Source organism: Nonomuraea sp. 3-1Str, assembly GCF_031570565.1.
Taxonomy (GTDB): Bacteria; Actinomycetota; Actinomycetes; order Streptosporangiales; family Streptosporangiaceae; genus Nonomuraea.
In genome coordinates this window covers 103,392-127,634 of record NZ_JALHBK010000019.1, presented here as the reverse complement: position 1 = coordinate 127,634, position 24,243 = coordinate 103,392, and the positions used below count along the sequence as shown (strand labels likewise).

General features: G+C 70.4%; 21 protein-coding genes. 11 read left to right on the top strand and 10 right to left on the bottom strand.

What is annotated here, in order from left to right:
• Positions 1 to 8: 8 nt before the first annotated feature.
• Positions 9 to 407, top strand: coding sequence for a TetR/AcrR family transcriptional regulator C-terminal domain-containing protein (locus tag MTP10_RS27460; RefSeq protein WP_310712576.1), 399 nt, complete (start codon positions 9 to 11; stop codon positions 405 to 407).
• On the opposite strand, the gene MTP10_RS27455 is transcribed toward MTP10_RS27460, so the two are convergent.
• Together MTP10_RS27455 and MTP10_RS27450 are read right to left on the bottom strand one after the other, a co-directional pair.
• Complete coding sequence (locus MTP10_RS27455) at positions 313 to 1,851, bottom strand: alpha/beta hydrolase (protein ID WP_310712575.1); 1,539 nt, start codon at positions 1,849 to 1,851, stop codon at positions 313 to 315. The two genes, MTP10_RS27460 and MTP10_RS27455, sit on opposite strands and share 95 nt — an antisense overlap.
• Before the next feature lie 74 nt (positions 1,852 to 1,925).
• The gene (locus tag MTP10_RS27450; protein ID WP_310712574.1) at positions 1,926 to 3,011 is read right to left on the bottom strand and encodes a serine hydrolase domain-containing protein; all 1,086 of its coding nucleotides are present in this window, start codon (positions 3,009 to 3,011) and stop codon (positions 1,926 to 1,928) included.
• A gap of 529 nt (positions 3,012 to 3,540) precedes the next feature.
• On the opposite strand from MTP10_RS27450, the gene MTP10_RS27445 reads away from it, so the two are divergent.
• Complete coding sequence (locus tag MTP10_RS27445; protein WP_310712573.1) at positions 3,541 to 4,068, top strand: pyridoxamine 5'-phosphate oxidase family protein; 528 nt, start codon at positions 3,541 to 3,543, stop codon at positions 4,066 to 4,068.
• 171 nt (positions 4,069 to 4,239) lie between these two features.
• A complete protein-coding gene (locus MTP10_RS27440; RefSeq protein ID WP_310712572.1) occupies positions 4,240 to 6,759 on the top strand; it encodes an excinuclease ABC subunit UvrA in 2,520 nt (839 codons plus the stop codon).
• Between the two features lie 19 nt (positions 6,760 to 6,778).
• Here the strand turns inward: MTP10_RS27440 and MTP10_RS27435 are convergent, their stop codons facing one another.
• Both MTP10_RS27435 and MTP10_RS27430 read right to left on the bottom strand, forming a co-directional pair.
• The gene (locus tag MTP10_RS27435; protein ID WP_310712571.1) at positions 6,779 to 7,447 is read right to left on the bottom strand and encodes a TetR/AcrR family transcriptional regulator; all 669 of its coding nucleotides are present in this window, start codon (positions 7,445 to 7,447) and stop codon (positions 6,779 to 6,781) included.
• 153 nt (positions 7,448 to 7,600) lie between these two features.
• Positions 7,601 to 8,182, bottom strand: coding sequence for a TetR/AcrR family transcriptional regulator (locus MTP10_RS27430; protein ID WP_310712570.1), 582 nt, complete (start codon positions 8,180 to 8,182; stop codon positions 7,601 to 7,603).
• A 156-nt stretch (positions 8,183 to 8,338) separates the two neighbouring features.
• On the opposite strand from MTP10_RS27430, the gene MTP10_RS27425 reads away from it, so the two are divergent.
• The 5 genes from MTP10_RS27425 to MTP10_RS27405 all read left to right on the top strand — a co-directional run bounded on the left by MTP10_RS27425 (position 8,339) and on the right by MTP10_RS27405 (position 14,191).
• On the top strand, positions 8,339 to 8,947 hold the full coding sequence (locus MTP10_RS27425) for a CatB-related O-acetyltransferase (protein WP_397334520.1): 609 nt from the start codon (positions 8,339 to 8,341) through the stop codon (positions 8,945 to 8,947).
• 43 nt (positions 8,948 to 8,990) lie between these two features.
• Positions 8,991 to 10,280 (top strand): erythromycin esterase family protein, encoded by a 1,290-nt coding sequence (locus tag MTP10_RS27420; RefSeq protein WP_310712568.1) that lies wholly within the window; start codon positions 8,991 to 8,993, stop codon positions 10,278 to 10,280.
• The gene (locus tag MTP10_RS27415; RefSeq protein ID WP_310712567.1) at positions 10,277 to 11,824 is read left to right on the top strand and encodes an FAD-dependent monooxygenase; all 1,548 of its coding nucleotides are present in this window, start codon (positions 10,277 to 10,279) and stop codon (positions 11,822 to 11,824) included. The genes MTP10_RS27420 and MTP10_RS27415 overlap by 4 nt, the downstream gene beginning before the upstream one ends.
• On the top strand, positions 11,821 to 12,228 hold the full coding sequence (locus tag MTP10_RS27410) for a VOC family protein (protein WP_310712566.1): 408 nt from the start codon (positions 11,821 to 11,823) through the stop codon (positions 12,226 to 12,228). Before MTP10_RS27415 ends, MTP10_RS27410 begins: the two co-directional genes overlap by 4 nt.
• A 562-nt stretch (positions 12,229 to 12,790) precedes the next feature.
• Positions 12,791 to 14,191 (top strand): MFS transporter, encoded by a 1,401-nt coding sequence (locus MTP10_RS27405; RefSeq protein WP_310712565.1) that lies wholly within the window; start codon positions 12,791 to 12,793, stop codon positions 14,189 to 14,191.
• Here the strand turns inward: MTP10_RS27405 and MTP10_RS27400 are convergent.
• From MTP10_RS27400 to MTP10_RS27385, 4 genes are all read right to left on the bottom strand, one after another.
• The gene (locus MTP10_RS27400; RefSeq protein WP_310712564.1) at positions 14,106 to 15,053 is read right to left on the bottom strand and encodes a methyltransferase domain-containing protein; all 948 of its coding nucleotides are present in this window, start codon (positions 15,051 to 15,053) and stop codon (positions 14,106 to 14,108) included. The two genes, MTP10_RS27405 and MTP10_RS27400, sit on opposite strands and share 86 nt — an antisense overlap.
• 114 nt (positions 15,054 to 15,167) lie before the next feature.
• Entirely contained in the window at positions 15,168 to 16,412 is a 1,245-nt protein-coding gene (locus tag MTP10_RS27395; RefSeq protein WP_310712563.1) for a hypothetical protein, read from the bottom strand.
• Positions 16,413 to 16,700: 288 nt separating this feature from the next.
• Entirely contained in the window at positions 16,701 to 17,189 is a 489-nt protein-coding gene (locus tag MTP10_RS27390) for a GtrA family protein (protein WP_310712562.1), read from the bottom strand.
• Between the two features lie 554 nt (positions 17,190 to 17,743).
• Positions 17,744 to 18,160 (bottom strand): DUF6223 family protein, encoded by a 417-nt coding sequence (locus tag MTP10_RS27385; protein WP_310712561.1) that lies wholly within the window; start codon positions 18,158 to 18,160, stop codon positions 17,744 to 17,746.
• A gap of 370 nt (positions 18,161 to 18,530) precedes the next feature.
• Between MTP10_RS27385 and MTP10_RS27380 the strand changes: the two genes are divergently transcribed.
• Positions 18,531 to 19,448 (top strand): aminoglycoside phosphotransferase family protein, encoded by a 918-nt coding sequence (locus MTP10_RS27380; protein WP_310712560.1) that lies wholly within the window; start codon positions 18,531 to 18,533, stop codon positions 19,446 to 19,448.
• A gap of 129 nt (positions 19,449 to 19,577) precedes the next feature.
• On the top strand, positions 19,578 to 20,432 hold the full coding sequence (locus tag MTP10_RS27375) for an aminoglycoside phosphotransferase family protein (protein ID WP_310712559.1): 855 nt from the start codon (positions 19,578 to 19,580) through the stop codon (positions 20,430 to 20,432).
• Positions 20,433 to 20,514: 82 nt separating this feature from the next.
• On the opposite strand, the gene MTP10_RS27370 is transcribed toward MTP10_RS27375, so the two are convergent.
• Positions 20,515 to 21,594, bottom strand: coding sequence for a serine hydrolase domain-containing protein (locus MTP10_RS27370; protein ID WP_310712558.1), 1,080 nt, complete (start codon positions 21,592 to 21,594; stop codon positions 20,515 to 20,517).
• A gap of 131 nt (positions 21,595 to 21,725) precedes the next feature.
• Entirely contained in the window at positions 21,726 to 22,313 is a 588-nt protein-coding gene (locus MTP10_RS27365) for a TetR/AcrR family transcriptional regulator (protein ID WP_310712557.1), read from the bottom strand.
• Positions 22,314 to 22,545: 232 nt separating this feature from the next.
• On the opposite strand from MTP10_RS27365, the gene groL reads away from it, so the two are divergent.
• Positions 22,546 to 24,174 (top strand): chaperonin GroEL, encoded by a 1,629-nt coding sequence (gene groL, locus MTP10_RS27360; protein WP_310712556.1) that lies wholly within the window; start codon positions 22,546 to 22,548, stop codon positions 24,172 to 24,174.
• The last annotated feature ends 69 nt before the right edge of the window (positions 24,175 to 24,243 follow it).

The window sequence follows — 24,243 nt, the reverse complement described above, 5'->3', positions numbered from 1 at the left end:
TTTATTAGTTGGAGACCGTCAGCGCCTACTCCACCGGCGCGATCAGGCGCGAGAGCGCGAACCTGCGGGCCGAGCGCGCCACGGGCCTGTCCAAGCGAGACTGGCAGCGCGCCCACGGCCCGCACGTGGAAAGGATGCTGGCCACGGGCCGCTTCCCGGCGCTGGCCAAGGCCGTGCACGACGGCACGGAGGTGGACGCCGAGGAGACCTTCGCGACCGGCCTGGACTGGGTCCTCGACGCCGTGGCCGCCAAAACTCGCCCGGCCGCCGGCGTGACGCTCAGGATTTCATCCGTGGCACCCGCATCGGTGGTCAGTTCGGGGTTCCGCTGCCCTTGCAACCTGTGTCGATCCGGCCCGTCTCGAAGTACTCCACCACGTCGGCGGCGCACTCGGGCACCCGAGTAGCCGAGACGTGCACGTCGTCGGCGATCGTGTAGACGCTGCCACCGATGGCGCGCCGCGTCTGCAACGTCCAGTCATAGACGGACATGAACTCATACAGGTGCCCCGCCAGCACCAATGACCCGCTCCCCCGCTTCAACGTGGGCCGCTGTACGGGCAGCGGCCACCCCTGGCACAGGGCACCCCCGAATCCCCCGGACCGGCCGGTCGCCGGATGGCGCTTCACGAGCTGCTGGTAGGCACGCCAAGCGGTGCCGAAGTCGGGCCGGCTGCTGTCCTCGTTGCACTTGACCGCCCAGTTCATGGTCATGTTCAGCATTTCGGGCGCGCCCGGCAGGGGGGTGCCCATCATCTGACCGCCGCTGAGCATCTCCTTGACGGTGGGCGGGGCGGTGGTGCCCGTCGCCGTCCGCAGTTCGGCCAGTGCCTTGCCCGCGCGTGCCCACTCGGTCGAGATGCGCTTGGCCAGGTCGGCGACGGCCGAGCCGTCGATGGGCCGCGGCAGGTCGGTGTAGGTTTTGGGGCTCTTGTCGTAGTCGCGGACCAGCTTGGCCACCTGCTCGCGCACCTGCCGGGCGGTGGCGCCGAGACCGTAGGTGTCGTCGCGGTGGCTCAGCCAGGTGGCCATGCGCCCGAAGTTACGCTCGGCCGCCTGCGCGCTGCCCTTGGTGTGCTTCATGAGATTGGTCCACGGCGGCGCGACGCTGTCCAGGAACGCCCGTCCGGTGCGTACGGGGAACAGGCTGCGGTACACCATGCCCAAAGAGCTGCCCCAGGACAGGCCGAGCAGGTTGAGCTCGCGCTCACCCAGCGCGGTCCGCACCAGGTCCAGGTCCTTGGCCGCGTTGTCGGTGGTGAGCTGTCCGAGGAAGGCGCGGTCGAAGCGTCCGCACTTCTGGTTGGCGGCGACCTGGGCGTCGTACATCTTCCTGGCCGCCTCCTTGGTCAGCGCGCCCGGCTCCTGCGGACCTCCTGGCGAGAGGGGGCAGTCGACCTTGGTGCTGTAGCCCACTCCGCGTGGGTCGAAGCCGATGATGTCGTATCGCTCGTTGAGCGCTGCCGCCTCCTTGTTGAGCACGGTCCGCACCGGGTCCAGGTAGCCGCTTTGGCCGGGCCCTCCCGGCAGGATGGCGAGGGCGCCGAGCCGGTGGGTCTTGTCGGTGGCGGCCAGCCGGGTCACCGCGATGTCGATCTTCCGCCCGCCGGGGTCGCGGTGGTTCAGCGGGACGCCGACCGTCCCGCACTCCAGGCGCTTCATCAGCGTACGGAAGGCCGGAACCTGCTCCTGCGTCACGCGCAGGCTCCGGATCACCTCATCGGAGTAGTCCGGGCAGGATTTCCACTGAACGGACAACACACCCGCCTGTACGGCGGCCGTCGCGGGTGCGGGGAGGCTCAACGCCAGTACCGCGCCTGCCAGCCCGGCCAGGCCCATATTCATTGTCATGATTTTCTCTTTCAGGCGATTTCACTACCGGCTGGCCGGTACCGATCAACGGCCGCCGTGGTGGATGGCTTCGGCTATTGGCCGGGGCAGAGGACGGCCTTCGCGGCCTGGGTGACGGCGTCACCGACGGCCATGGCCTGCTCGTTATCGATCTTCAGCGTGGCGGCCACCGCGAACTGAATCCGGCCGTCGGTCGAGGAGAAGGTGGTGGAGCTGATTCCGGGCATGCCGCCCGAGGCCGCGGAGACCGTTCCGCCGCACAGTTCGGGGAAGGGCCGTGGCAGCTGTCGTTGCAGGTCCGCCGGCAGCAGCTTGCCCTGGTTGAGCGCGCGGTAGTAGGCGCTGACGTCGTGCGCGGTGGAGATCGCACCTTCGGCGCCGATGGTGGCGTTGAGCCGGTCGACGTCGCGTGGCCTGCCCTTGGCGTCGGGGTAGTAGCCGTGTCCGTGCGGGCCCTTGATCTGGTCGGAGACCTTGGTGGCCAGATAGGTGTGCTTCATGCCGAGCGGGGTGAACAGGCGCCGCTTGAACTCGCCGGCCCGGTCGTGGCCGGTCAGCTTCTCGATGATCATGCCGAGGAGGACGTAGTTGGTGGTGGAGTAGAGGTACTGTCCCGGCTCGCCCTTGCGGAGGACGGTCCGTGCGGCCTTCACCAGGTCGATCAGCTGGTAGGCGGTGGTGAAGTCGAAGACGTCGAACTTCCCGCTCTCCATGAAGTCAGGAATGCCCGAGGTGTGGCGGATCAGCTGCTGCACAGTGATCTCATCGGCCCGATCCACATAGTCGTGTTCGGCCATCTCGGGCAGGACGGCGCTGAGCTTGTCGTCCAGCTTGAGCTTGCCTTCCCCGACCAACTGCAGGATGACCGTGGCCTCCATGAGCTTGGTCTGGGACGCGATGCGGTAACGGGAGCCCGGGGGGATACGACCGCCCTTGCCATCGAGCAGGCGCGAACCCGCCGTACCCTGGGCCACCCGTTTGCCGTCGACGTACACCTCGCCGATGACGCCCACCACGCCGGCGGTCTTCGCCACGTTCTCTATCGCCTGCTGGACGTCGCCCAGCGTGACCTTGCCGTCGGCGGTCGCGGGTGCTTGGACACTCAACGCCAGCATGGCGGATGCCATCGCGGTCATGCCGACCGTTCGTGCACGGCTCATTTCCGGTGATCCTCTCTACGAGACTTCGAGGGTGATCACATCTACCGGCCGGCGCTTATCGGCGGGCGATCGGCGGACCATATGTCTTCCATATGCGCTGACCGAGGCGGGCCGTGCTGCCCTGGACGGCATGCGCCACGCCGTCGCCGCTCGCGACGCCCGGCTCACCGGCGCGCTCACCGAGCCCGAACGGCAGCGTCTCACCGCGCTGCCCGGACCGCGCTCAAGAACTTCGCACCCTTCTCACCAAGCTCTTGCTGTAGGACGGATCCGCAGGGCCCCCCGGAAACACCGCCAGCTGGTTCGCCAGCCGCTGTACCGCCGCCTGCGGCACCGACCAGATGAACTGCCGGTGTCCGGATACGACCGACGCCGCTCCATCTGCTCGTCGGAGGGCGACCCGACGGCGTCCGCAGAATGGCTGAAAAACATGACACGAGGCGTCGGGTTTCAGAGAAATCATGAATCCACCGGTCGGCGCCGATGTGGGTGTGGACCGGGGGCCCCTCACGGATAGACAAGGACTTCAATGCGCGAAACGCCGGAGGAGCTCAAGGAGCTTCAGGCTCTCCTCGAAGCCTCCCTTTCCCGCTCGACCTCGCACCTCCGCTCGATCGTCACTGGGAACACCCTGACCGCGGAGCAGGTCACCCGAATTCTGACCGGCATGTGCACCCTTGCCCTGTCCACCGTGACGGCGAAGGGAGAGCCGCGGATCAGCGGTGTGGACGGGCACTTCCTGCACGGAAGGTGGCACTTCGGCACGGCGCGCAGCGCCGCCAAGGCCCGCCATCTCGCTGCCCGCCCCGCCATCAGCATCGCGCACATGCGCGGTGAGGACCTGGGCGTGTTCACGCACGGCACGGTGGAAATCCTCAACCCCGACAACGGCGAGCCGGCCGCGGACTGGCCGGACCTGCTCGCCTACTTCAAGGACTTCTACGGCGACGACTACTTCGACTGGGACAACGATGTGGTCTACTACCGGCTGCATCCGCACTGGATGACCGCCTACGCCCCCGGCATCGACAAGCTCACCGGGGTGTCCCGGTCCTGATCTGCGGCACGGGCCGTGTCGAGACCGGCCACGTGCTGAGGGTTCTGATCAAACGGCCGCTCGGCGCCATGGCGCCGAGCGGCCGTTGCGTAGTGGCGTCATCAATTCATTCGTCATGGGTGGGGGTCCGTCCGCCCGTGTTCTGCTGTGTCGCGAGAGGGTGGATCAAGGTTGACTGCGTTCGTACGGGACGTCGCGAGTATGGGGCTCGAGGCCATCGAGGTGGTGGGGGCTCGTACCAACAACTTGTGGGACGTGTCGGTGAGCATCCCCAAGGGGCGGCTCACCGCCTTCACCGGGGTGAGCGGCAGCGGCAAGACCTCGCTGGCCATCGACACCCTGCACAACGAGGCCCAGCTGCGGTATCTGGAGGGGCTTTCGCCGTTCGTGCGGCAGTACATCACGCAGCGCAATCGGCCGAAGGTCGATCGCATCCTGGGACTCGGCGCGACGCTCGCGGTCGACCAGCGCCGTCTGAACCGCAACCCCCGGTCCACGGTCGCGACGATCACCGGCATCGACGGGCATCTGGGGCTGCTGTACTCGCGCCTTCCGGGGATCGGCGCGGACCCGGCGGCGGAGAGCGTCGACGGGCATCTGACGACGGCTCATTTCGACCGCAACACCCCGGAAGGCGGCTGCGTGGACTGTCACGGGGTGGGCGGGCGGTGGCAGGCGCAGGAGGACCTGGTCATCACCCATCCGGAGCTTCCGCTCTTCGAGGGGGCCTCGCCCTGGTACGCCAAGTGGCGGTCGGGAGAGCACGCGTTCGTGCCGGCGCTCGCCGAGAAGCGCGGCGTGGACCTCGGCCGGCCGTGGCAGTCGCTGCCGGAGGAGTTCCGCCACTGCGTGCTGTACGGCACAGGTGAGGAGAAAATCGAGGCGACCGTCGACATGTCCAACAAAAAGGAGACGGTCTCGGTGACCTACACCTCGAGCCAGCCGCTGCGGGGCGCGCTCGCCGAGGTGGAGCGGGTGTTCGTGAACGCCCAGACCTCCAGCGCCAAGCAGCGTTACCTGCCGTACATGCGCAAGCAGCCGTGCGGCACCTGCGGCGGCAGCGGGTACGACCAGGTGGCCCGGTCCGTGCGGCTCGGCGGGCTGACCTACCCCGACCTGATCGAGGTGGAAGTACGGGAGGTGCGCAGCTGGGCGAAACGGGTGGCCGGCGACCTGGACGCCCGGCAGCGCGAGGTGGGTGAGCCGCTGCTGCAGGACCTGGGCCGCAGACTCGGCATCCTCGACCGGCTCGGCCTGGCCCACCTCCAGCTGTCCCGGAGCGCGGCGACGCTGTCCGGGGGTGAGTTGCAGCGAACCCGGCTCGCCGCGCAGCTCAGCACCGAGCTGAACGGCATCATCTTCGTCCTGGACGAGCCCGGGACCGGACTGCATCCGGCGGACAAGGCGCACCTGCTCGACATCGCCCTGGAGCTACGCGAGGCCGGCAACACGGTGCTCCTCGTCGAGCACGACCCTGAACTGATCGCCCGGGCTGACTGGGTGATCGACATGGGGCCCGGCGCGGGCCGCCTCGGCGGTGAGGTCCTGGTGTCGGGGCTTCCCGCCGACGCGGCCGCCCACCCGACGTCGCTGACCGGACGCTATCTGGCCGGTGAGGGGCCGCGGCTGGGCCGGGCCTGCCGTCCGGCCGGGGATGACACCGGCTGGGTGGAGCTGCACGGCCTGCGCGCGCACAACGTGACCGCGGACCTGGTGCGTTTCCCCGCCGGTCGGCTTACCTGCCTGACCGGGGTGAGCGGCAGCGGCAAGAGCAGCCTGCTCGGCGCGCTCGCGGCGAGCGTGGAGGCCGCCCTGAACGGGACGGCGACCGACACGGTGCGGCAGGTGACCGGTTTGGAGGGGTTCGACTGGGTCGCCGTCGTCGATCAGGAACCGCTCGGGCGCACGCCGCGGTCCAACCCGGCCACCTACAGCAAGGCGTTCGACATTGTCCGCAAGCTGTTCGCCGAAACCGACGTGGCACGCGGACGCGGGGTCAATGCCTCCTGGTTCAGCTTCAACACTGCCGGCGGTGGCCGCTGCGAAACCTGCACCGGTTATGGCCGCAAGCTGGTTGACATGCACTTCCTGCCGGATGTGTGGGTGGTCTGCGACGCGTGCGAGGGGCGGCGCTACCAGCCGGAGGCCTTGGAGATCAGGTACCAGGGATTGACCATCGATCAGGTGCTGGAGCTGACCGTCGCCGAGGCGGTGGAGCGGTTCTCCGAGCCCCGGCAACTCGCGGAAACCCTGGGAGCCTTGAACCAGGTCGGGCTCGGCTATCTCCAGCTCGGCCAGAGCGCCACAGAGTTGTCCGGCGGCGAGGCGCAGCGGCTGAAGCTGGCGTCCGCGATCCAGCGCGGTGCCGCGGGCCGCAGGGCCGGACTTGTCGTTCTCGACGAACCCGTCTCGGGCCTGCACCCGTCTGACATCCAGCGGGTGGTGGATGCGCTCGACGTGCTGCTCGACTCGGGCAACACCGTCGTCGTGGCCGAACATGACATCCCCGTCGCCGCGTCCGCGGACTGGGTGATCGACCTGGGGCCGGGAGCCGGTCCGGACGGGGGCGCGGTGATCGCGGAGGGCACCCCGGACACCGTCGCGACCGCGAACACCCCGACCGCCGGTTTCTTCCGGCGGTACGCGGCGGGCCTGCCGCTCCTGGAAGTGCGAGATGACGAGCGCCGCTGAGCTTGCGTCACGTGAGGCTTCAACCCGGCAACGCGGGATGCGTGGGGCGGGCGAAGGCGCCCGCGGCGGCGGCGAGGGCCGCGGTCCTGGCCGCCTGGCCCGGCAGGTCCAGGTCCGGGTCGGGCGGCGTGCGCAGCAGTATCACCTCGTGGTAGAGCGGTGCGGTGGCGGCGACGAGCAGTCGCCGCGCGTCGGTGGCCGGCGGCAGTTCGCCGCGCCGTACGGCGCGCTCGACGACGACCTCGCAGCGGGCGTAACGATCCGCCCACAGCCGCCGCAGGCCGCGCGCGGCCTCCTCGGAGCGGAATGAGGCGGCGAGCAGGGCGGCGGCGATCGACGGCTGGTCGGTCAGTGCCGCGAGGTTCTCCCGGTTGAGCGCCGCGAGGTCGCCCTCCAGGGAGCCGGTGTCCTCGGGCTGCCAGTCGTCGTCGGCGGTGGCCGCGCAGAGGTCGGCGAGCAGGCCGCCGACGTCCCGCCAGCGCCGGTACACGGTCGCGCGGTGCACGCCCGCGCGGGCCGCGACGGTGTCCAGGGTGAGCGCGTCGTAGCCACGTTCGGCCAGTTCGGCGCGAACCGCGTCGAGCACCTGCGCGCGGGTGCGCTCGGTACGGCCGCCCGGGCGGCGGCGGGGCGGCAGGGTAGCGGAAGGCTCCGCCCGGCTCCCGGTTCGCTCGGTGGACTGCGTCATGACACCATCTTAATGTATAAGCTGTCGCATTAAGCGCAGCTGGAGAGGAACGTCCGTCATGAACAGCCTGATCCCGGCCGACCCGAACGTGGCGCACCCCATGCCCGGGCAGCCGCGGGCGGTGCTGCTCCGGCCGCCGGCGGCCGAGCCTGCTCAGGGGCGGGGCATCATCCCGGCGAAGAGCGCGTCGAGGACGCGGTCGACGTACTCGTGGGTCAGCGGCTCCTTGGTGATCAGGAGCCGGAAGTACAGCGGGCCGGACAGGATGGCCATCGCCAGATCGAGGTCGAAGCCGGACGCCAGCTGGCCCTGGTCGCGGGCCGCCCGCAGCCGGGCGACGGTCTTGTCCCGCTGCGGGGTGATGAAGCGCTCGTTGAGCGCGTCGGCGACCCGGCGATCGTGCTGGGCCTCGCCGACCAAAGCGTGAAACAGCGGACCGTAAGGCGGGCGGCCCAGCAGGTCCACGGCCGCGTAGATCTGTGCGCGCAGGTCGGCGGCGAGGTCGCCGGTGTCGGGGTAGTCCAGGCTGGGCTCGTTCAGCGACAGCAGCGAGTCGAGCAGCAGGGCTCCCTTGGACGACCATCGGCGGTAGAGGGTCTGCTTGCTGGCGCCGGCGCGGGCCGCGACCGCCTCCATGCTGAGGTTGGAGTAGCCGATCTCCTGGCCGAGCTGCAGCGTGGTCCGCATGATGGCCTCGGTCCGGTCGGTGCCGCGGCGATGGGGTGTGCGGGTCATGCGGCCACCTTATCGGAACGGTACGTCCCGTACTTGACAACGTTTCGGGGCGCCGACATCATCCTATCGGTACGGTACGTTCCGTACTCTTCAGTGTCTCGTGGAAAGAGCCGATTCGTGATACCCGTTTTCCCCGACCCGACCGTGGTGCACCCGATGCCCGATCAGCCGCGGGTGGTGCTGTTGAAACCGCTGGTCGCCTCGCCGCTGATCGAGGTGGGCGAGTTCTCCTACTACGACGACCCGGACGATCCGACCGCTTTCGAGACCCGCAACGTGCTCTACCACTACGGGCCGGAGAAGCTGGTCATCGGGAAGTTCTGCGCGCTCGGCGAGGGGGTGCGGTTCATCATGAACGGCGCCAACCACCGCATGGACGGCCCCTCGACGTTCCCTTTCCCGATCATGGGCGGTTCCTGGGCCGAGCACTTCGACCTCATCACCGGCCTGCCCGGACGGGGTGACACGGTGGTGGGCCACGACGTCTGGCTCGGCTACCGGGCGATGGTGATGCCCGGCGTCCGCATCGGCCACGGAGCGATCATCGCCTCCGGCTCCGTCGTCGTGGACGACGTGCCCGACTACGGCATCGCCGGCGGCAATCCGGCCAGGCTCATCCGCCGCCGCCACAGCGACGCAGACGTCGACCGCCTGCTGGCCGTGGCCTGGTGGGACTGGCCGCTCCAGCTCATCACCGAACACATCCGCACGATCATGTCCGGCAGCGTCGGCGACCTGGAGAAGGTGGCGGCCGCGCAGGCGTGAGACCCGTCCGTTGACCTTTAAGCACCAGAATCGAGTCATCAGCATGCCTGCTTCGTCCCACCCCGGCCCGTTCGCCGGCTGGCTGGGCGGCCACGCCGCCCCGCTCACCCACCTCGACCCCGAGGCGCCGCTCGACGACCTGGAGCCGCTGCGCGACCTCATCGGCGACGCGCGCGTCGTCGCGATCGGCGAGCACTCCCACTTCATCGACGAGTTCGTCCGCCTGCGCCGGCGCCTCCTGCGGTTCCTGGTCGAACGCTGCGACTTCACCGTCCTGGCCTTCGAGTACGGCTTCAGCGAAGGCTTCGCCCTCGACACCTGGGCCCAGGGCGAGGGCACCGACGACGACCTGACGGGCCACCTCGCCGAGGCGATCCCCGTGGGTGTCGACGACCCGCTGCGCTGGATCCGCCGGCACAACGCCACAGCCTCACAACCGGTGCGTTTCGCCGGCATCGACATCCCGGCGGCCGGTGGGTCCCTGCTCCCCGCCCTGGCACCGGTCGCCGACTACCTGCGCCGGATCGACCCCGAAGCCCTGTCGTCCATCGAGACGGCGACGCGCATCGCCGAATCGTTCGCCGGAACCTCCGCGGCCGCGGCCGCGCCCGCGTGGGCCCGCCTGCCCGCCGCCGACCAGGACGCCCTCACCGCCGCCCTGACGCGCCTGCTCATCCGGTTCCGCGCCGTCGAGCCGCTGTACGTCTCCCGCGGCGACCGGCCCAGCTACGACATCGCGCTGCGCCGTCTCGAAGGCGCCTGCCAGGCCGACTACGGCTTCCGCGCCATGGCCGGCCTGTTCGCCGGGACCGGGCTGACCGCCGACACCTCGGCCCGCGACGTCTACATGGCCGGATCGGTCCTGTGGCACCTGGAGCGCTCCAAGCCCGGAACCCGCATCGTGCTGGCCGCCCACAACGCCCACATCCAGAAAGCACCCATCTCCTTCAACGGGCAGCTCACCGGCTTCCCCATGGGGCAACACCTGCACAACGAACTCGGCGACGCGTACTTCGCCCTCGGCCTGACCAGCACCGGCGGCCACACCGGCGAGATGATCCGCGACGAGGAAGCGCGCTTCGGCTTCCGCATCGAGGACACCGCGCTGCAGCCGCCCGAGCCGGGCAGCGTCGAAGCCGCCTTCGCCGGCGCCGGCCTCGGGCTCAGCCTCGCCGGCCTCCGCCCGGCGCGCGCCCAGGCCGGCCCTGGCCCCGACCGTATCCGGCTGCAGAGCACCTTCCTGCACACTCCCGTCCTGGACGCCTTCGACGGCATCCTGCACACCCCGGCCTCCACCGTGGCCCGCGACCTCGAAGAAGGAAGAACCCCGTGACCCGAACCGACGTGATCATCGTAGGGGCCGGCCCCGCCGGCCTCATGCTGGCCGCCGAGCTGCGGCTGGCCGGCGTACGGCCGCTGGTGCTGGAGCGCAAGCCGCAGCGCCGCGACATCCCCAAGGCCGGCGGCCTCGGCGGGCAGATCCTGGAGCTGCTGCGCTACCGGGGCCTGCTGGAACGCTTCGAGGCGGCCTGCACTGGCCCCGTCCCACCACCCCGGTTCCCGTTCGGCGGCGTGCATCTGGACTTCACCCAGCTGGCCGACCCCCCGCTGCACGCCCTGCCGCTCCCGCAACAGCAACTGGAGCAGCTGCTCGACGACCGCGCCGGCGAGCTCGACGTCGAGATCCGCCGTGGGCACGAGGTGACCGGGATCAGCCAGGACGACACGGCGGTGACCGTGGACGTGCTGGGTCCGGACGGCCCGTACCAGGTGGTCGCCCGCTACCTCGTGGGGTGCGACGGCGCGCGCAGCCGCGTCCGCGACTGGGCCGCCATTCCGTTCCCCGGCGTCACCTATCCGGAGGTCAACCGGCTGGCCCAGGTCACGCTGCCCGCCGAGGTGACCGTGCTCGGCAACGGCGACCTCGACGTCCCCGGCTTCGGCACGATCAGCGCGGGCTTCACCCGCACGGACCACGGCCTGTTCGGTATCGGCTCCTCGCCCGGCTCCAGGGCCGTCTCCCTCTACACGATCGAGGACGAGAGCACCGAGTACGACGACGACGTCCCCATGACCGTGCCGGAGCTCCAGGACAGCATCCACCGCGTGCTCGGCGCGCGGCTGGCCGTGGCGGAGGCGACCCGGCTGTCGCGGTTCACCTTCAAGGCCTACCAGGCCGAGCGCTACCGCGACGGCCGGATCCTGCTGGCCGGCGACGCGGCGCACCTGTTCCCCGCCACCGGCGTGGCGCTCAACGCCGGCATGCTCGACGCGGTCAACCTGGCCTGGAAACTCGCCGCCGACCTGCACGGCCGCGCACCGGCCGGCCTGCTGGACACCTACCACGGCGAACGCCACCTCGCCGGCGCCCGTACCATGCTGCACACCCGGGCCCAGGTGGCACTGCGCCGCGGGCACGACGCGGCCGCCGAGGCGCTGCGTGAGGTCTTCACCGAACTGCTCGCCGACGAGCAGCCGCTGCGCCGCATGGGAGCGCTCGTCGCCGGCACCGACATCCGCTATCCCATGCCCGGCGCCGAGCCCCACCCGCTGGCCGGCACCTTCGCCCCCGACCTCACCCTGCACACCGACCAGGGCGTCACCAGCGTCGCGGAGCTCCTGCACGCCGCCCGGCCCGTCCTGCTCGACCTCGCCGGCCGCCCGGAGCTTCGCCAGGTCGCCCGGCAGTGGCGCGATCGCGTGGACATCCGCACCGCCAAGACCGACGAGCGCCCGGCCGACGCACTGCTGATCCGCCCGGACGGGCACGTCGCCTGGGCCGCCGGCCTCGACGAATCCGCGGACAGCGCTACGCCCCCACTGCGTGAGGCACTCTCCGCATGGTTCGGAACGCCTTCAACAGAGGAACAGACATGACAAGTAGATTCACCGAGTTGACCATCGACTGCCACGATCCGGAGAGACTCGCGGCCTTCTGGTGCGCGGTTCTGGACCTCAAAGTGATCGACCGGAACGAGCACAAGGTCGAGATCGGCTCCTGGGAGCCGACCATCGAGGAGGTCCGCGCTCGCCAGATGCCGCCCACCCTGCTGTTCATCCAGGTGCCCGAGGGCAAGACCGTGAAAAACCGACTCCACCTCGACGTCAGCCCGATCGACTGCAGCACCGACGACGAGGTGACCAGACTGCTCGGCCTCGGCGCCATCAAGAGAGATGTGGGCCAAGGCCCAGACCGAAGCTGGGTGGTCATGGCCGACCCTGAGGGCAACGAGTTCTGCGTCGTGCGCTCCCTGGCGGTGACGCGCTCGCAGACGGCGTAGTGGTCGCGTCCGAGCATCGGATGGTCGTCCCCGGCGGTGATCGAGAACACGTACCACGAGGTCGGTAAGTGGGAGGTCTGCGGCTCGCTGAGCATCGCGGTGGTATGCCCTGTCGCGTCCGCTCGGGCGCGGCTGGCGGCGGCGTACAGCTGCCTCAGGTGGCTCTTCCACGCCTCGGCGAACGCGGCGGGCATGCGTTGCTCGTCATTCCGCTACTGGACAAATTCCGCTCGCTATGGCCATGCGCCGATGAGCATGGAGACATCTATCTCATGGTGCGGAGCGCCATTTTATGGCCACCCCATCGCTAACCTCGCTGACCTCGGACGCGACATCTCGGAAGCAGTTTTTTCGGCTTTTCAAGCGCCTGTGGCATGCCATCAGGGTGCACATTCATGAAATCGACTTCTCGATCGGCCGGAGAACTCGCGGCCGCCACGCGTGCCGGAACCGCTGGTCGCCCGGGTCGGCGAAGCGGGCGTGAACCAGTGGCCGGGCCCGCACACCATTGACCGCGCCTAAAAGCGCGAGACCAATCATTAACTTCTGAGGAAGGATTTGCGTGAAAGCGTTGCTCACCCTGACCTGCGCAGGTCAGTTCATGGTGCTGCTCGACAACACGATCGTCGGCGCCGCCCTGCCCGACATGCAGCAGCGGCTCCACACCGGGCTGACCGGTCTGCAGTGGATCGTCGACGCCTACGTGCTGCTGGTGGCCATGCTGCTGCTGTCCGGCGGCGTCTTCGCCGACCGGTTCGGCCGCAAGAGGGTGTTCCTGGCCGGGCTGGTGGTGTTCACGGCCGCGTCGGTGGTGTGTTCGCTCGCGCCCTCGATCGGCTGGCTGATCGCCGGACGGGTGCTGCAGGGCGTCGGGGCCGCGGCGCTGAGCCCCGCCTCGCTGGCCCTGCTCGTCGCCGCGTATCCCGCCCCGAGGGAGCGCGTCAGAGCGATCGGGCTGTGGGCCGGGTTCAGCGGCATCGGCCTGGCCGCCGGACCGCTGGCGGGCGGCATCCTGGTCGACGCCTTCGGCTGGCCCGCTATCTTCCTGGTCAATGTGCCCATCGGGGCGGTCCTGCTGCTGGCCGGGCTGCGCGTGCTGAGGGAGTCCCGCAACCCGGGCGCGCCGCCGATCGACGTTCCCGGCACGGTCCTGTCCGTCGCGGGCGTGGGCGCTGTGACCTACGGCCTGATCGAGGGCGGTTCCCGCGGCTGGACCTCGCCGGTGATCCTCGGCAGCTTCGCCGCCGGGCTGGTGCTCCTGACCGCGTTCGTCGTGGTCGAGGGTCGTGTGTCCACGCCGATGCTGCCGCTCCGGCTGTTCCGGCAGCGGCTGTTCGCGGTGTCGAACACGGCGATGGTCGTGGTCGGGTTCGCGCTCTCGGGCTCGTCGTTCTTCTTCTCCCAGTTCTTCGTTTACGTCCAGGACACGTCGATCCTGGTCGCGGGGTTGCGGACCCTGCCCGGCTCCCTCGCCATGGTGATCGTCAGCCCGTTCGCGGGCCGCTTCGCCGCCAGGTACGGCTTCCGCGTCGTCGTCAGCATCGGCCTGGCGCTGGCCGGGCTGGGGCTGCTCGCGCTGGGCCTCGTCCACGCCGACACCGGCTACGGGAACGTGTGGTGGCGGCTGGCGGTCGTCGGCATCGGGTTCGCTCTGACCATGTCCCCGCTGACCGGCGCCTCCATCCAGGCGGTCAGCCCGCAGGAGGGCGGCCTCGCCTCGGGCGTCAGCAGCACCACCCGGCAGATCGGCGCGGTGCTCGGCGTGGCGGTGCTCGGAGCGATCGTCCACACCCGGGAGTCCGGCGGCGCCTCCTTCGAATCCGGCCTCAACAGCGCCTTCCTCGCGGCGGGTGCCGTCACCTTGGTCAGCGCCGTGTTCACCGGCCTGTGGCTGACCGCGGCCCGGACACCGAGGGCCGTCCCGGGCGGCGCCCCCAGGCCGAGATCAGCGGCGCGAGGGTGAGGTCGAGCTCGCCGGCATCGATGGCGGCCAGGTGCGCGTCGATCTCGGCGTCGTCGGCCAATCCGGCGGCGAGCAACTCGGCACGGACCATGCGCACCGTCGCGGTCTCCAGCCGGTCGCAGGCCACCCCGCCGACCGGGAAGCAGCCGGCCGCCGTGACATCGACCAGACCGGCCGCACGCAACGCCCGCGGCAGCGTACGGCCGTAGCGCAGGTCGGCGCCGCGGCGGGTCATCAACTCCCGGACGGCGCGCCGCAGCCGGTTGGCGCGCTGCTGCGCCGGGCCGACCTCATCGAGGCAGGCCAGCGGCTGCAGCTCGGTATCGGCGTCCTCGACCAACAGCCAGCCGCCGGGCCGCAGCGCCGCCACCATCGTCGCCAACGCCCGGGCACGGTCGGGCACGTGGACGAGCACGAGCCGGGCGTGTACCAGGTCGAACGTGCCTGGCTCCGGCGGCGGGTCCCCGACGATGTCGTGCCGGAGCACCTCGTACCCGCCGTGCGGGTCCAACCAGGCCGGATTGATGTCCGTGGCCAGCACGTAACCGGTTGGTCCGACGGCCGTGGCGAGTGCCTCGGGAACGCTGGGGCCTCCGGCGCCGACTTCCCAGCAGCGCCAGCCCGCCTTCACTCCGAGCCGGTCGAAGTGCCCCCGTGTGACACCGTCGAACAGCTCGGCCAGCCAGGTGAACCGCTCGCCCGCCTCCCTCCGGGCGTTGTCGAGCAGGTAGCGGTGATCCGGGGCAGACCCAGAGGTGTGCGGCGATGGGGGGCCGGACCCCACGCCAGCAGTATTCACCGCCCCGCCTGCGGTCGTGTCCGGCTCGGACCCGGGGTCGGCGAAGGGCTGCGATGAACTCATGCCTACATCCTCACGACCTACCACGTGCTGTGTCAGGGGGATATGGAATGAAACCAGACGGCCTCCGGGTGACCGGCCGGCGGGGGCGCTCCCACGCGGCCTCGCCGGCAGCGGTCAGCCGAGCCAGCTCGCGACCTGCGACTCGACCGCGGGGTACCAGCCGAGCTGGAGGTGGTTGGCGCCGCCCACGAGCGCGGTGCCGGCCACGGCGCCGATACCCGCCGTGGACAGCGCGCTGCTCACGAACACCACGCCGTCGCTGGGGCCGCGGTTCTCGTTGTAGATGCCGGCGACGCTCGGCGACCCGCCGGCCAGCAGGTACGTCGCCACCGACGCCGGCACGCCCGCCTGCCGGATGCGCGAGATCAGCGAGCCCGCGTCGATCGCGGCCTGGATGCCCGGCCCTGAGGTGTAGAAGCCCTGCCCGCCGTAGTACGTGGTGTACCAGTCCTGCTGCGTCTGGTCGACGCCGTACGTGCCGTCGAAGCGCGCCAGCATCTGCCGCTGCCCGGCATAGCAGTCGAACCCGCCGGCCGGCACGAACGAGAACTCCGGATGGTAGGCGTAGACGCCGTAGCAGGTCATGTGCGTGTGCGGCGCGGGCGAGTTGACGCCGCCTCCGCACTCGGGCCAGATCGAGAAGTCGTGCGCCCAGCCGTGCGCGAACGGGTAGTCGTACCCGGCGTTCGGGCCGCCCAGCGTGATGAGCTTGCGCACGTCGCCGGCGTACGGACGGCCCCAGCTCGGCTTGACCGACGACACGTACATTCGCGCCGACATCATCCCCTTGCTCCAGCCCACCAGGTCCACGGCGGGCACGCCGAGCTTGGCCTTGATGAGCGAGACCGCGTCGCCGACCTCCTGGGCCTGCATCAGGTTGTCGCCCTCCTTGTGCGCGAACCCGATCGCGAAGACCCGGTACCCGGCGTTCGCCAGATGCTGCATCATGCCGGTGCCCGGGCAGCTCAAGGCGCCGCACCCGAAGCCGCCCGACTCGCCGGGGTTGGCCCACGCCCGGTCCGGGTTGTCGTTGGCGCCGTGCACCAGCAGGACCGGCGGGCTCTTGGGATTGGTGTTCCATCCGGGGGCGTGGTACAGGAGGAACCGGCCGGAGAACGGTCGCTTGACGCCGCCGAAGAAGGTCAGGCGCTGGCCGTCCTGGTCGCCGCGGCCGTCCGGCGGGTAGCTCTCCTGGGTGAAGCCCGGCGTGGTGTCCAGGTACCTCTCCACGGTGGACCAACCGTTCGCGACGCTGTTGTACGTCGCTTCCAGCGTCAGGTACGACGGCGTCGCGGCCTGGGCCGCGGTCGGTACCAGCAACGCGGCCAGCATCACCGCGACCGTCCATAAGCAGCGCATGGGGCTCCTGTCCACAGGGTTGCGAGATGCCGCCGAGCTCGGGCTCGCCCCCCGCGCCGGCGGCACCCGGGGAACGCCCGCCATCGTCACCGCATCGTCCCGGCCGTTCCAGCGCCCCCCGTCACACCTTTGCCACACCGGGCGTGTGCGGACGGCACATCCGCCGGGCCGGCGGCGCGGCGCGTTGCTTGCGCGCTGCCGCGGATCTTACGGGCGGCACGGCCTGGTGACGCGGTGCCGCCCAGGCGCGACGCACCTGGGCGACGGTGCCGCGAGTGGAGGGTCGGATCAGGCCGCCTCGTCCTTGGGCTCGGGAGCCGGAGCCAGCCGCACGCGGCCGGGGTGAGCCTCCTCGTCGGGGAAGACCCACTTCCGGAACGCCCAGAACCGGAAGACCATGGCGATCAGCGTGCCGATGACCTGCGCGCTCACGAAGTCGGCGATCTCCTGGGTCACCAGGCTCACGTCCGGGGTCTCCAGCAGGAACACGTACCGGGAGATCCATAGCGGCACGGAGCTGAGCACCAGACCGACACCACTGACCAGGAAGAACAGCGCCGCCTCGTGATGGCGCTCGCGACCGCCCCTGGTTCGGAACGACCATTCACGGTTCAGCACGTAGGACACGATCGTCGCCACGAGCACCGCGATGACCTTCGCGGTCACCGGCTTCGGCTCCAGAATGGTCAGCTTCAGCCCATAGAACACTGCGTTGTCCACCAGGAACGCTGTTCCACCCACCACCACGAACTTCAGCAGCTCACGGTGCTTCAGCACAAGGGCGGGCAGCGGTCCCGGCAATCCTGCGAGTACTGCCTTTGCTGTTTCCCAGCGTCCCGATCTTCTCACCCGCTGGACACTCTGGTCTCAAGACTCACTGACACGGCCTTTCCGGCTCGGGCGACTGGCGCCGCACCTGACGACATCTGGTATCAATCCTCGCCCACACCACAGCCGAGTGCTTCGCGGTGGAGCGCCCGTCAGGGGCAGGACCGTCTCGGTGACCGGATGAGCCACCCAGCAAACCGCAGCCAGGACACGACGTTGGGATGACTCCCCGCCGAAAGCGGATGCTCAACACCGATCAGGCGGCCACCATACATTCGTCCCCTGGCCCCCACCACTGATCCCCTTCGGTGCCCGTCCTTGCAGTATCCGACCTATCAGACCGTCTCGTCGCCGCCCGCTGAGGCGAACCCGCTCTTGTCCAGGATGGATACCGGTATGGCGGAGGGTTTCGATCGCCGCGGCGGCGGGCCGGTGTCGGGGTCGTCGGCCCGGACCTTGGCCGCGGGGTTCTCGGTGACCGACCGGCACGACCGGGTGGCGCGTCAGGCGGTGCGGCGGGAGCGGGCCAGAGCCAGCCCACCGAGGACCATGGCGATCGGCCCGACCACCAGGTCTATGTAGCCCCCGACTATTCCGTAGCCGGTGCCGGGACCGCCCTCGGCGGCGGCCACGACCAGCGCGCCGATGACCGTGCAGGCGAGCCCCGCCGCCAGTGCCACGATGGCCCCCCTTCTCCCGGTGCCGGTGCCGATACGGCCGGCGGAGCGGGCCAGAGCCAGCCCGCCGATGACCACGCCGGCCAGCCCCAGCAGCGCGGCCACCACGGACCAGAGACGCCCGGTCGTCAAGGCGTACGCATCGACGGGCTGGGCCAGAACGTGCGCGGCTGCCGGTGTGGCGAGCCCCAGGACACCGAGCAGGGCGGCTGCGGCGGTGGCCGGCAGGTGACGGACGAACATGAGGATCCTGTCTGTCGAATGGCGGGCGTCGGCAGCGTGTGCAGCGGGGTGGATCGCCTGTGCCCGTCGAGGTGCCGGTGACGAGGGCGAGCGTCCAAGGAGAGGTTTCACGGAATCGATCCTCGCGCCGTCGAGGCAGCCGCGGCCTCCGGCAGGGGACGGCAGCGGCTACGCAGTTCTGCGTAGCCGGCTCGTGCCCCGGTACGCCCGTCGTCGTAGGCGGCCGCACACGGATCGGACCGGTGAGCCCTCACCGATCTGATCAACCAGTGCGCTGGGAGCAAACCGTTTTCGGCGCTGTCACCGACCGGCTCTCCGTTCGCTGACAACCCCGGACGACGATCGCGCCATCCGGCTACCGTTGCTCCGCATGACGCACACCGAGATCGACGTCAGCGCGGAGTTCGTGCGGGATCTGCTGCGTGAGCAGCACCCCGACCTGGCCGATCGCCCTTTGCGGCTTGGCGCGCGGGGCTGGGACAACCAGCTGTGGCGGCTCGGTGACGACCTCGCCGTCCGCCTGCCCTGGGCGACGCAGGACGCGGACGAGCTGCTGCTCAAGGAGCACACCTGGCTGCCCGTCCTCGCCCCGCGCCTTCCGCTGCCGGTTCCCGTCCCGCAGCGCCTCGGCGAGCCCTCCGCCCTGTTTCCACGACCCTGGATCGTCACCACCTGGGTGCCGGGCGAGCCCGCCGACCGCGCCCCTGTCACGCGCGCCGCGGAGGCTGCCGACGCCTTGGCCGCCTTCCTGACGGCTCTGCACCGGCCGGCCCCCGAGCAGGCACCCGCCGGCCGGGGGCGCGGCGGGCCGCTGGCCGACCACTCCGAGGGATTCGCCAGGCAGCTCGCCTCGGCGACCGAGCTGGGGCTGATCCCCGACCCGGACGCCGTCCGCGCGGTCTGGGAAGACGCCGCCGCCGCGCCCGAGTGGGCGGGCCCGGCGCTCTGGCTTCACGGCGACCTGCATCCGGCCAACGTCCTCACCGCGGACGGCACCTTCTGCGGCGTGATCGACTTCGGCGACCTCTTCGCGGGCGATCCGGCCTGCGACCTCTTCGCCGCCTGGATCCTGCTGCCGGATGGCGCCCGCGACCGCTTCCATGCCGCCTACCAGCCGGCGCCGGACGCCGCGACCCTGCGCCGCGCCCGCGGATGGGCGGTGGGACGCGCCCTCAGCGGCATCCTCATCGGCGAAGCCGGCGTCCGCGGCCGGCGAGGCGGCAAGGCCACGTGGGGCCCACCCGCCCACGCGGCACTGCGACGCCTCATCGCAACGGCCCATCCCTGATCGATCACCTCTCCACACGCTCGAACACCTTCGCGCCGGACCCCACGGTCGTGATCGCCTCGATAATGTACGTGCCCGGGTGGCACCGCTTGGGGAGTACGGCAGCGTTCGCGGGAGAGAGGCCAGGCGATGATGCAGGCGTCAGCGGCCGCGCGTGCGGTGGGTGCCGCCAGGTCGATCGCCTCAGCGCTCGACCTGGCCGTCGACGACGCGATCGTTCTGCATGACTCGAACAAGCTCTCTCTGCGTCTGCTGCCGTGTGACGTCCTGGCCCGGGTGGCACCCGCAACGCATCAGGTCGCGCGGTTCGAGGTCGAGCTTGCTCAGCGGCTCGCCGAGTCCGGGTGTCCTGTGGCTGTTCCCGACCCGCGGGTGGAGCCACGCGTCCATGAGCGTGACGGCTTCGAGATCACGCTGTGGACCTACTACGAACCCGTGACACCTCAGGCGGTCCCACCAGCCGGCTATGCCGATGCGCTCGAGCGGCTGCATGCCGGCATGCGCGAGCTCGACGTCCCGACGCCGCACTTCACGGATCGGGTCGAGCAGGCCCAACAGCTCGTGGCGAGCCGCGACCGTACGCCGGGGCTCGCCGACGCGGACCGGGAGCTGCTCGACGAGACGTTGCGAAGCCTGAGACGCGTGATCGGCGAGCGCGGCGCCGCCGAGCAGCTGCTGCACGGCGAGCCGCACCCGGGCAACGTGCTCACCACGACGAACGGGCTGCTGTTCATAGACTTCGAGACGTGTTGCCGCGGGCCTGTCGAATTCGACCTCGCCCATGCGCCCGAAGAAGTCAGCGAGCACTATCCGGGCGTGGACCAGGAGTTGCTGAGGGTGTGCCGGATCCTCGTGCTGGCGATGATCACGACGTGGCGCTGGGATCGAGGCGACCAGCTGCCGAACGGGCGCCGGCTGGGCGCCGAGTGGCTCAGCCGGATCCGAGCGGCGCTCGGTCGCGAAGGGCTGGACACCCGTGGCTGATCGCAGGTCTTCGGGGTCGCAGCCGCCACCCGGCGCCGGGCGCTTCCGGGGGCAGGGCGGCTGAGACGGCCCGGCGCATGACTCAGCGGTCGCACATCGCGGCGAGGAAGGCGTCGATCAGGTGCTGCCGATTGCGGGGCACGCCGGTGACGTAGACCGTGGCGGCGCGCCCGGCCCGGTCCCGGCCGCTGAACACCGCGGCCCCCGGCATGTCACCGGCGGCGAAGTAGGCGTAGCCGCAGCTCGACTTCATCCGGGCCACGCCGTAGCCGTAGCGGGCGCCCGCGGGCCAGCCTTCCGCCTCGACCTTGACCGGCCGGGTCATCATCGTGCTCAGCGGGGCCTCACGCCAGAACCGGATGAGGTCTTCGGGGGTGGACACCAGGCCGCCGCTGGGGCCGAACGCGTAGGTGGGCAGCTGGTCGGTCAGGTCGACCTCGCCGTCCTTCGGATGGCCGGGGTGCACCCCGTAGGTGTGGGCGTGCGGGCCGCGGATGCCGTAGTCGCCCTTGGCCGGCCAGTACGTGTCCCGCATCCCGTACGGCTTGAGGATCAGTTCCTGGCTCGCCTGGCGGTAGTCCTTGCCGGTCACCGCGGTCACGATCATGCCGAGGACCAGGTAGTTGGTGTTGGCATAGGCGAAGGAGCCGCGGGGCGTGGGCTTGAGCCTGAGCGCCACCCGCAGGAAGTCCGGGAAGGGCTCCTTCCACTCGATCGCGTCGGCGAACTCGGGCAGGCCGCTGGTCTGCTGCAGCAGCATCCGGACGGTGATCTTTCGGCCGTCGATCTCGGCGCCGTCACCGGTGCCGCGCAGCGCCCCGGGCAGGTAACGCTCCACCGTGGCGTCCAGGTCGAGCTTCTTCTGATCGGCCAACCGCAGCACGGTGGCGGCAATGATCGGCTTGCTCCCGCTGGCGATCCTGAACCGGCCCCGAGGGCCGATCATCGGCTTGCCGGTGCCCCGCTCCGCGGTGCCGGAGCGCCGGGTCACGGTCGCGCCGCCCGGGCTCCGCACCTGGCTCAACGCGCCCGCCATGCCGTCCTCGGTGGTGAGCACGTCAAGGCTGGACTGCGGCGAGGGCGTCACGGCGGCGGCGAAGGCGGGGGCGACAGGGGCGAGGACCAGGGAACCGGCGACAGCGGCGGCGAGCAATTTCGTCATGCCCCCAATGTCGCAGGAAGATCACCCACGATCAGTCAGGCCTGCCTGCCTGTCGGGGTGAGGCATTCCCTACCACCGAGGTGATCACCGCGCGAGCTGGATCGGGCGGTCCTGGATGCCGCCGAAGGCGATCAACGGCCCGGAACGACACAGGACAGAGCCCGGCGCAGGATGGCGGCGAAGGATTCGGGGTTGCCCGGCATGAGCCAGTGCCGCCCCGCCACGCGGATGGCGCCGGCGACCGCGGCGGCCGTGACGGCCGGGAACAGGTCGCGTCCGGGGTCCGTACCGGTGCGCGCCGCGATCGCCTCGGTGAGCGGGCCCTCCGCCATGGTGAACGCCTTCAGCGCCTCGCCCTCCAGCTCGGGCGTCGACATGATCATGCGCAGGCCGGCCTGGTCGGGCTCGGGGTCGGTGTAGAGCTCGATCACGGCCGCGATGATGGCTTGATCCAGCGGCTCGCCGGCGGGCCGGGCGTGCAGCGCCTCCCCCACGCGCTTGGACTGGCCGGCCTGGAAGGAGCAGATCGCCTCCTCCTTGCTGGAGAAGTAGTTGTTGTAGGTGCGGGGGGAGACGCCCGCGGCCGTGGCGATGTCATGGACGCGCACCAGGGCCAGTCCGTGGGGGCCCTGCTCGATGGCCAGGCGCAGCGCGGCGTGGCCGATCGCCTCCTGGGTGGCTTGCCTGTTGCGCGCCCGAAGATCCATGGCGTCGTTCATAGGGCCCACTCTACCCACAACTTGCGCGCCGCGCACTGTGTGCGTGACACGCAAGTTGTGGGTAGAGTGCGACGAGACGCCTGGCACTCACGCCTGGAGAGTGCCAACCACCTGGCGTGCGCCGGGACGACGAGGTCCGTGGGCAGGTCGGCCGCCCGCCAGCAGACCGTCCGTCGCGGGCGCCGTCCCGGCAACCCCCGACCGGACAGCCCTACGAAGAGCAGGAGCAGGAATGGCTTCGAAGATGATCGCGTTCGACGAGGACGCCCGGCGCGGACTCGAGCGCGGCATGAACCAGCTCGCCGACGCCGTCAAGGTGACCCTCGGCCCCAAGGGCCGAAACGTCGTGCTGGAGAAGAAGTGGGGCGCCCCCACCATCACCAACGACGGCGTCTCCATCGCCAAGGAGATCGAGCTCGAGGACCCTTGGGAGAAGATCGGCGCCGAGCTGGTCAAGGAAGTCGCCAAGAAGACGGACGACGTCGCGGGTGACGGCACCACCACGGCCACCGTGCTCGCCCAGGCGCTGGTGCGCGAGGGTCTGCGCAACGTCGCCGCCGGCGCCAACCCGATGGCCCTGAAGAAGGGCATCGAGTCCGCCGTCGAGCGCGTCAGCGAGGAGCTGTCCAAGCTCGCCAGGAACGTCGAGACCAGGGAGCAGATCGCCTCCACCGCCTCCATCTCCGCCGCCGACCCCGAGATCGGCTCGCTCATCGCCGAGGCGATGGACAAGGTCGGCAAGGAAGGCGTCATCACCGTCGAGGAGAGCAACACCTTCGGCCTGGAGCTCGAGCTCACCGAGGGCATGCGCTTCGACAAGGGCTACATCGCCCCGCTGTTCATCACCGACTCCGACCGGCTCGAAGCGGTCCTGGACGACCCGTACGTCCTGATCGTGAGCGGCAAGGTGGCCGCGAACAGGGACCTCCTCCCCCTGCTCGACAGGGTGGTCCAGGCCGGCGGGCCGCTGCTGGTCATCGCCGAGGACGTCGAGGGCGAGGTGCTGGCCACCCTGATCGTCAACAAGATGAAGGGACTCTTCAGGTCGATCGCGGTCAAGGCCCCGGGCTTCGGTGACCGCCGCAAGGCCATGCTCGGCGACATCGCCATCCTGACCGGTGGCCAGGTCATCGCCGAGGAGCTCGGCCTCAAGCTGGAGAGCACCACGCTCGACCAGCTCGGCCGCGCCCGCAAGGTCGTCGTGACCAAGGACGAGACCACCATCGTCGACGGCGCCGGCGACCCCGACGCCATCTCCGGCCGGGTCAACGAGATCCGCGCGGAGATCGAGCGCACCGACTCCGACTACGACCGCGAGAAGCTCCAGGAGCGGCTGGCCAAGCTCGCCGGCGGTGTCGCCGTCATCAAGGCCGGCGCCGCGACCGAGGTCGAGCTCAAGGAGCGCAAGCACCGCATCGAGGACGCCGTTCGCAACGCGAAGGCGGCCGTCGAGGAGGGCATCGTCCCCGGCGGTGGCGTGGCGCTGCTGCAGGCGGGCGCCAAGGCGTTCGACAAGCTGGAGCTGTCGGGCGACGAGGCCACCGGTGCCGCGATCGTGCGCAAGGCTCTGGAGGAGCCGCTCAAGCAGATCGCCGTCAACGCCGGCCTCGAGGGCGGCGTCGTGGTGGAGAAGGTCCGCAACCTCACGCCGGGTGAGGGCCTCAACGCCGCCACGGGCGAGTACGTCGACATGTTCGCCTCGGGCATCATCGACCCGGCCAAGGTGACGCGCTCCGCGCTGCAGAACGCCGCCTCCATCGCGGCGCTCTTCCTCACCACCGAGGCCGTCATCGCCGAGAAACCGGAGAAGAACCCCGCCGCTCCCGCCGGTATGCCCGGCGGCGGCGACATGGACTTCTAGCTCATCCTCACGTGCATCGCGGACGCGGGCGGGCGGACGTCCCCGGGGCCCGCCCGCCGCGGCCTGCCG

Excerpts from the sequence above, each read along its gene's own strand:
- MTP10_RS27380 (WP_310712560.1), top strand. The coding sequence starts at position 18,531 with ATGACGCACACCGAGATCGACGTCAGCGCGGAGTTCGTGCGGGATCTG.
- MTP10_RS27385 (WP_310712561.1), bottom strand. The coding sequence starts at position 18,160 with ATGTTCGTCCGTCACCTGCCGGCCACCGCCGCAGCCGCCCTGCTCGGT.
- MTP10_RS27395 (WP_310712563.1), bottom strand. The coding sequence starts at position 16,412 with ATGCGCTGCTTATGGACGGTCGCGGTGATGCTGGCCGCGTTGCTGGTA.
- MTP10_RS27445 (WP_310712573.1), top strand. The coding sequence starts at position 3,541 with ATGCGCGAAACGCCGGAGGAGCTCAAGGAGCTTCAGGCTCTCCTCGAA.
- MTP10_RS27450 (WP_310712574.1), bottom strand. The coding sequence starts at position 3,011 with ATGAGCCGTGCACGAACGGTCGGCATGACCGCGATGGCATCCGCCATG.
- MTP10_RS27365 (WP_310712557.1), bottom strand. The coding sequence starts at position 22,313 with ATGAACGACGCCATGGATCTTCGGGCGCGCAACAGGCAAGCCACCCAG.
- MTP10_RS27370 (WP_310712558.1), bottom strand. The coding sequence starts at position 21,594 with ATGACGAAATTGCTCGCCGCCGCTGTCGCCGGTTCCCTGGTCCTCGCC.
- MTP10_RS27430 (WP_310712570.1), bottom strand. The coding sequence starts at position 8,182 with ATGACCCGCACACCCCATCGCCGCGGCACCGACCGGACCGAGGCCATC.
- MTP10_RS27375 (WP_310712559.1), top strand. The coding sequence starts at position 19,578 with ATGATGCAGGCGTCAGCGGCCGCGCGTGCGGTGGGTGCCGCCAGGTCG.
- MTP10_RS27435 (WP_310712571.1), bottom strand. The coding sequence starts at position 7,447 with ATGACGCAGTCCACCGAGCGAACCGGGAGCCGGGCGGAGCCTTCCGCT.
- MTP10_RS27410 (WP_310712566.1), top strand. The coding sequence starts at position 11,821 with ATGACAAGTAGATTCACCGAGTTGACCATCGACTGCCACGATCCGGAG.
- MTP10_RS27425 (WP_397334520.1), top strand. The coding sequence starts at position 8,339 with ATGCCCGATCAGCCGCGGGTGGTGCTGTTGAAACCGCTGGTCGCCTCG.
- groL (WP_310712556.1), top strand. The coding sequence starts at position 22,546 with ATGGCTTCGAAGATGATCGCGTTCGACGAGGACGCCCGGCGCGGACTC.
- MTP10_RS27455 (WP_310712575.1), bottom strand. The coding sequence starts at position 1,851 with ATGACAATGAATATGGGCCTGGCCGGGCTGGCAGGCGCGGTACTGGCG.
- MTP10_RS27420 (WP_310712568.1), top strand. The coding sequence starts at position 8,991 with ATGCCTGCTTCGTCCCACCCCGGCCCGTTCGCCGGCTGGCTGGGCGGC.
- MTP10_RS27400 (WP_310712564.1), bottom strand. The coding sequence starts at position 15,053 with ATGAGTTCATCGCAGCCCTTCGCCGACCCCGGGTCCGAGCCGGACACG.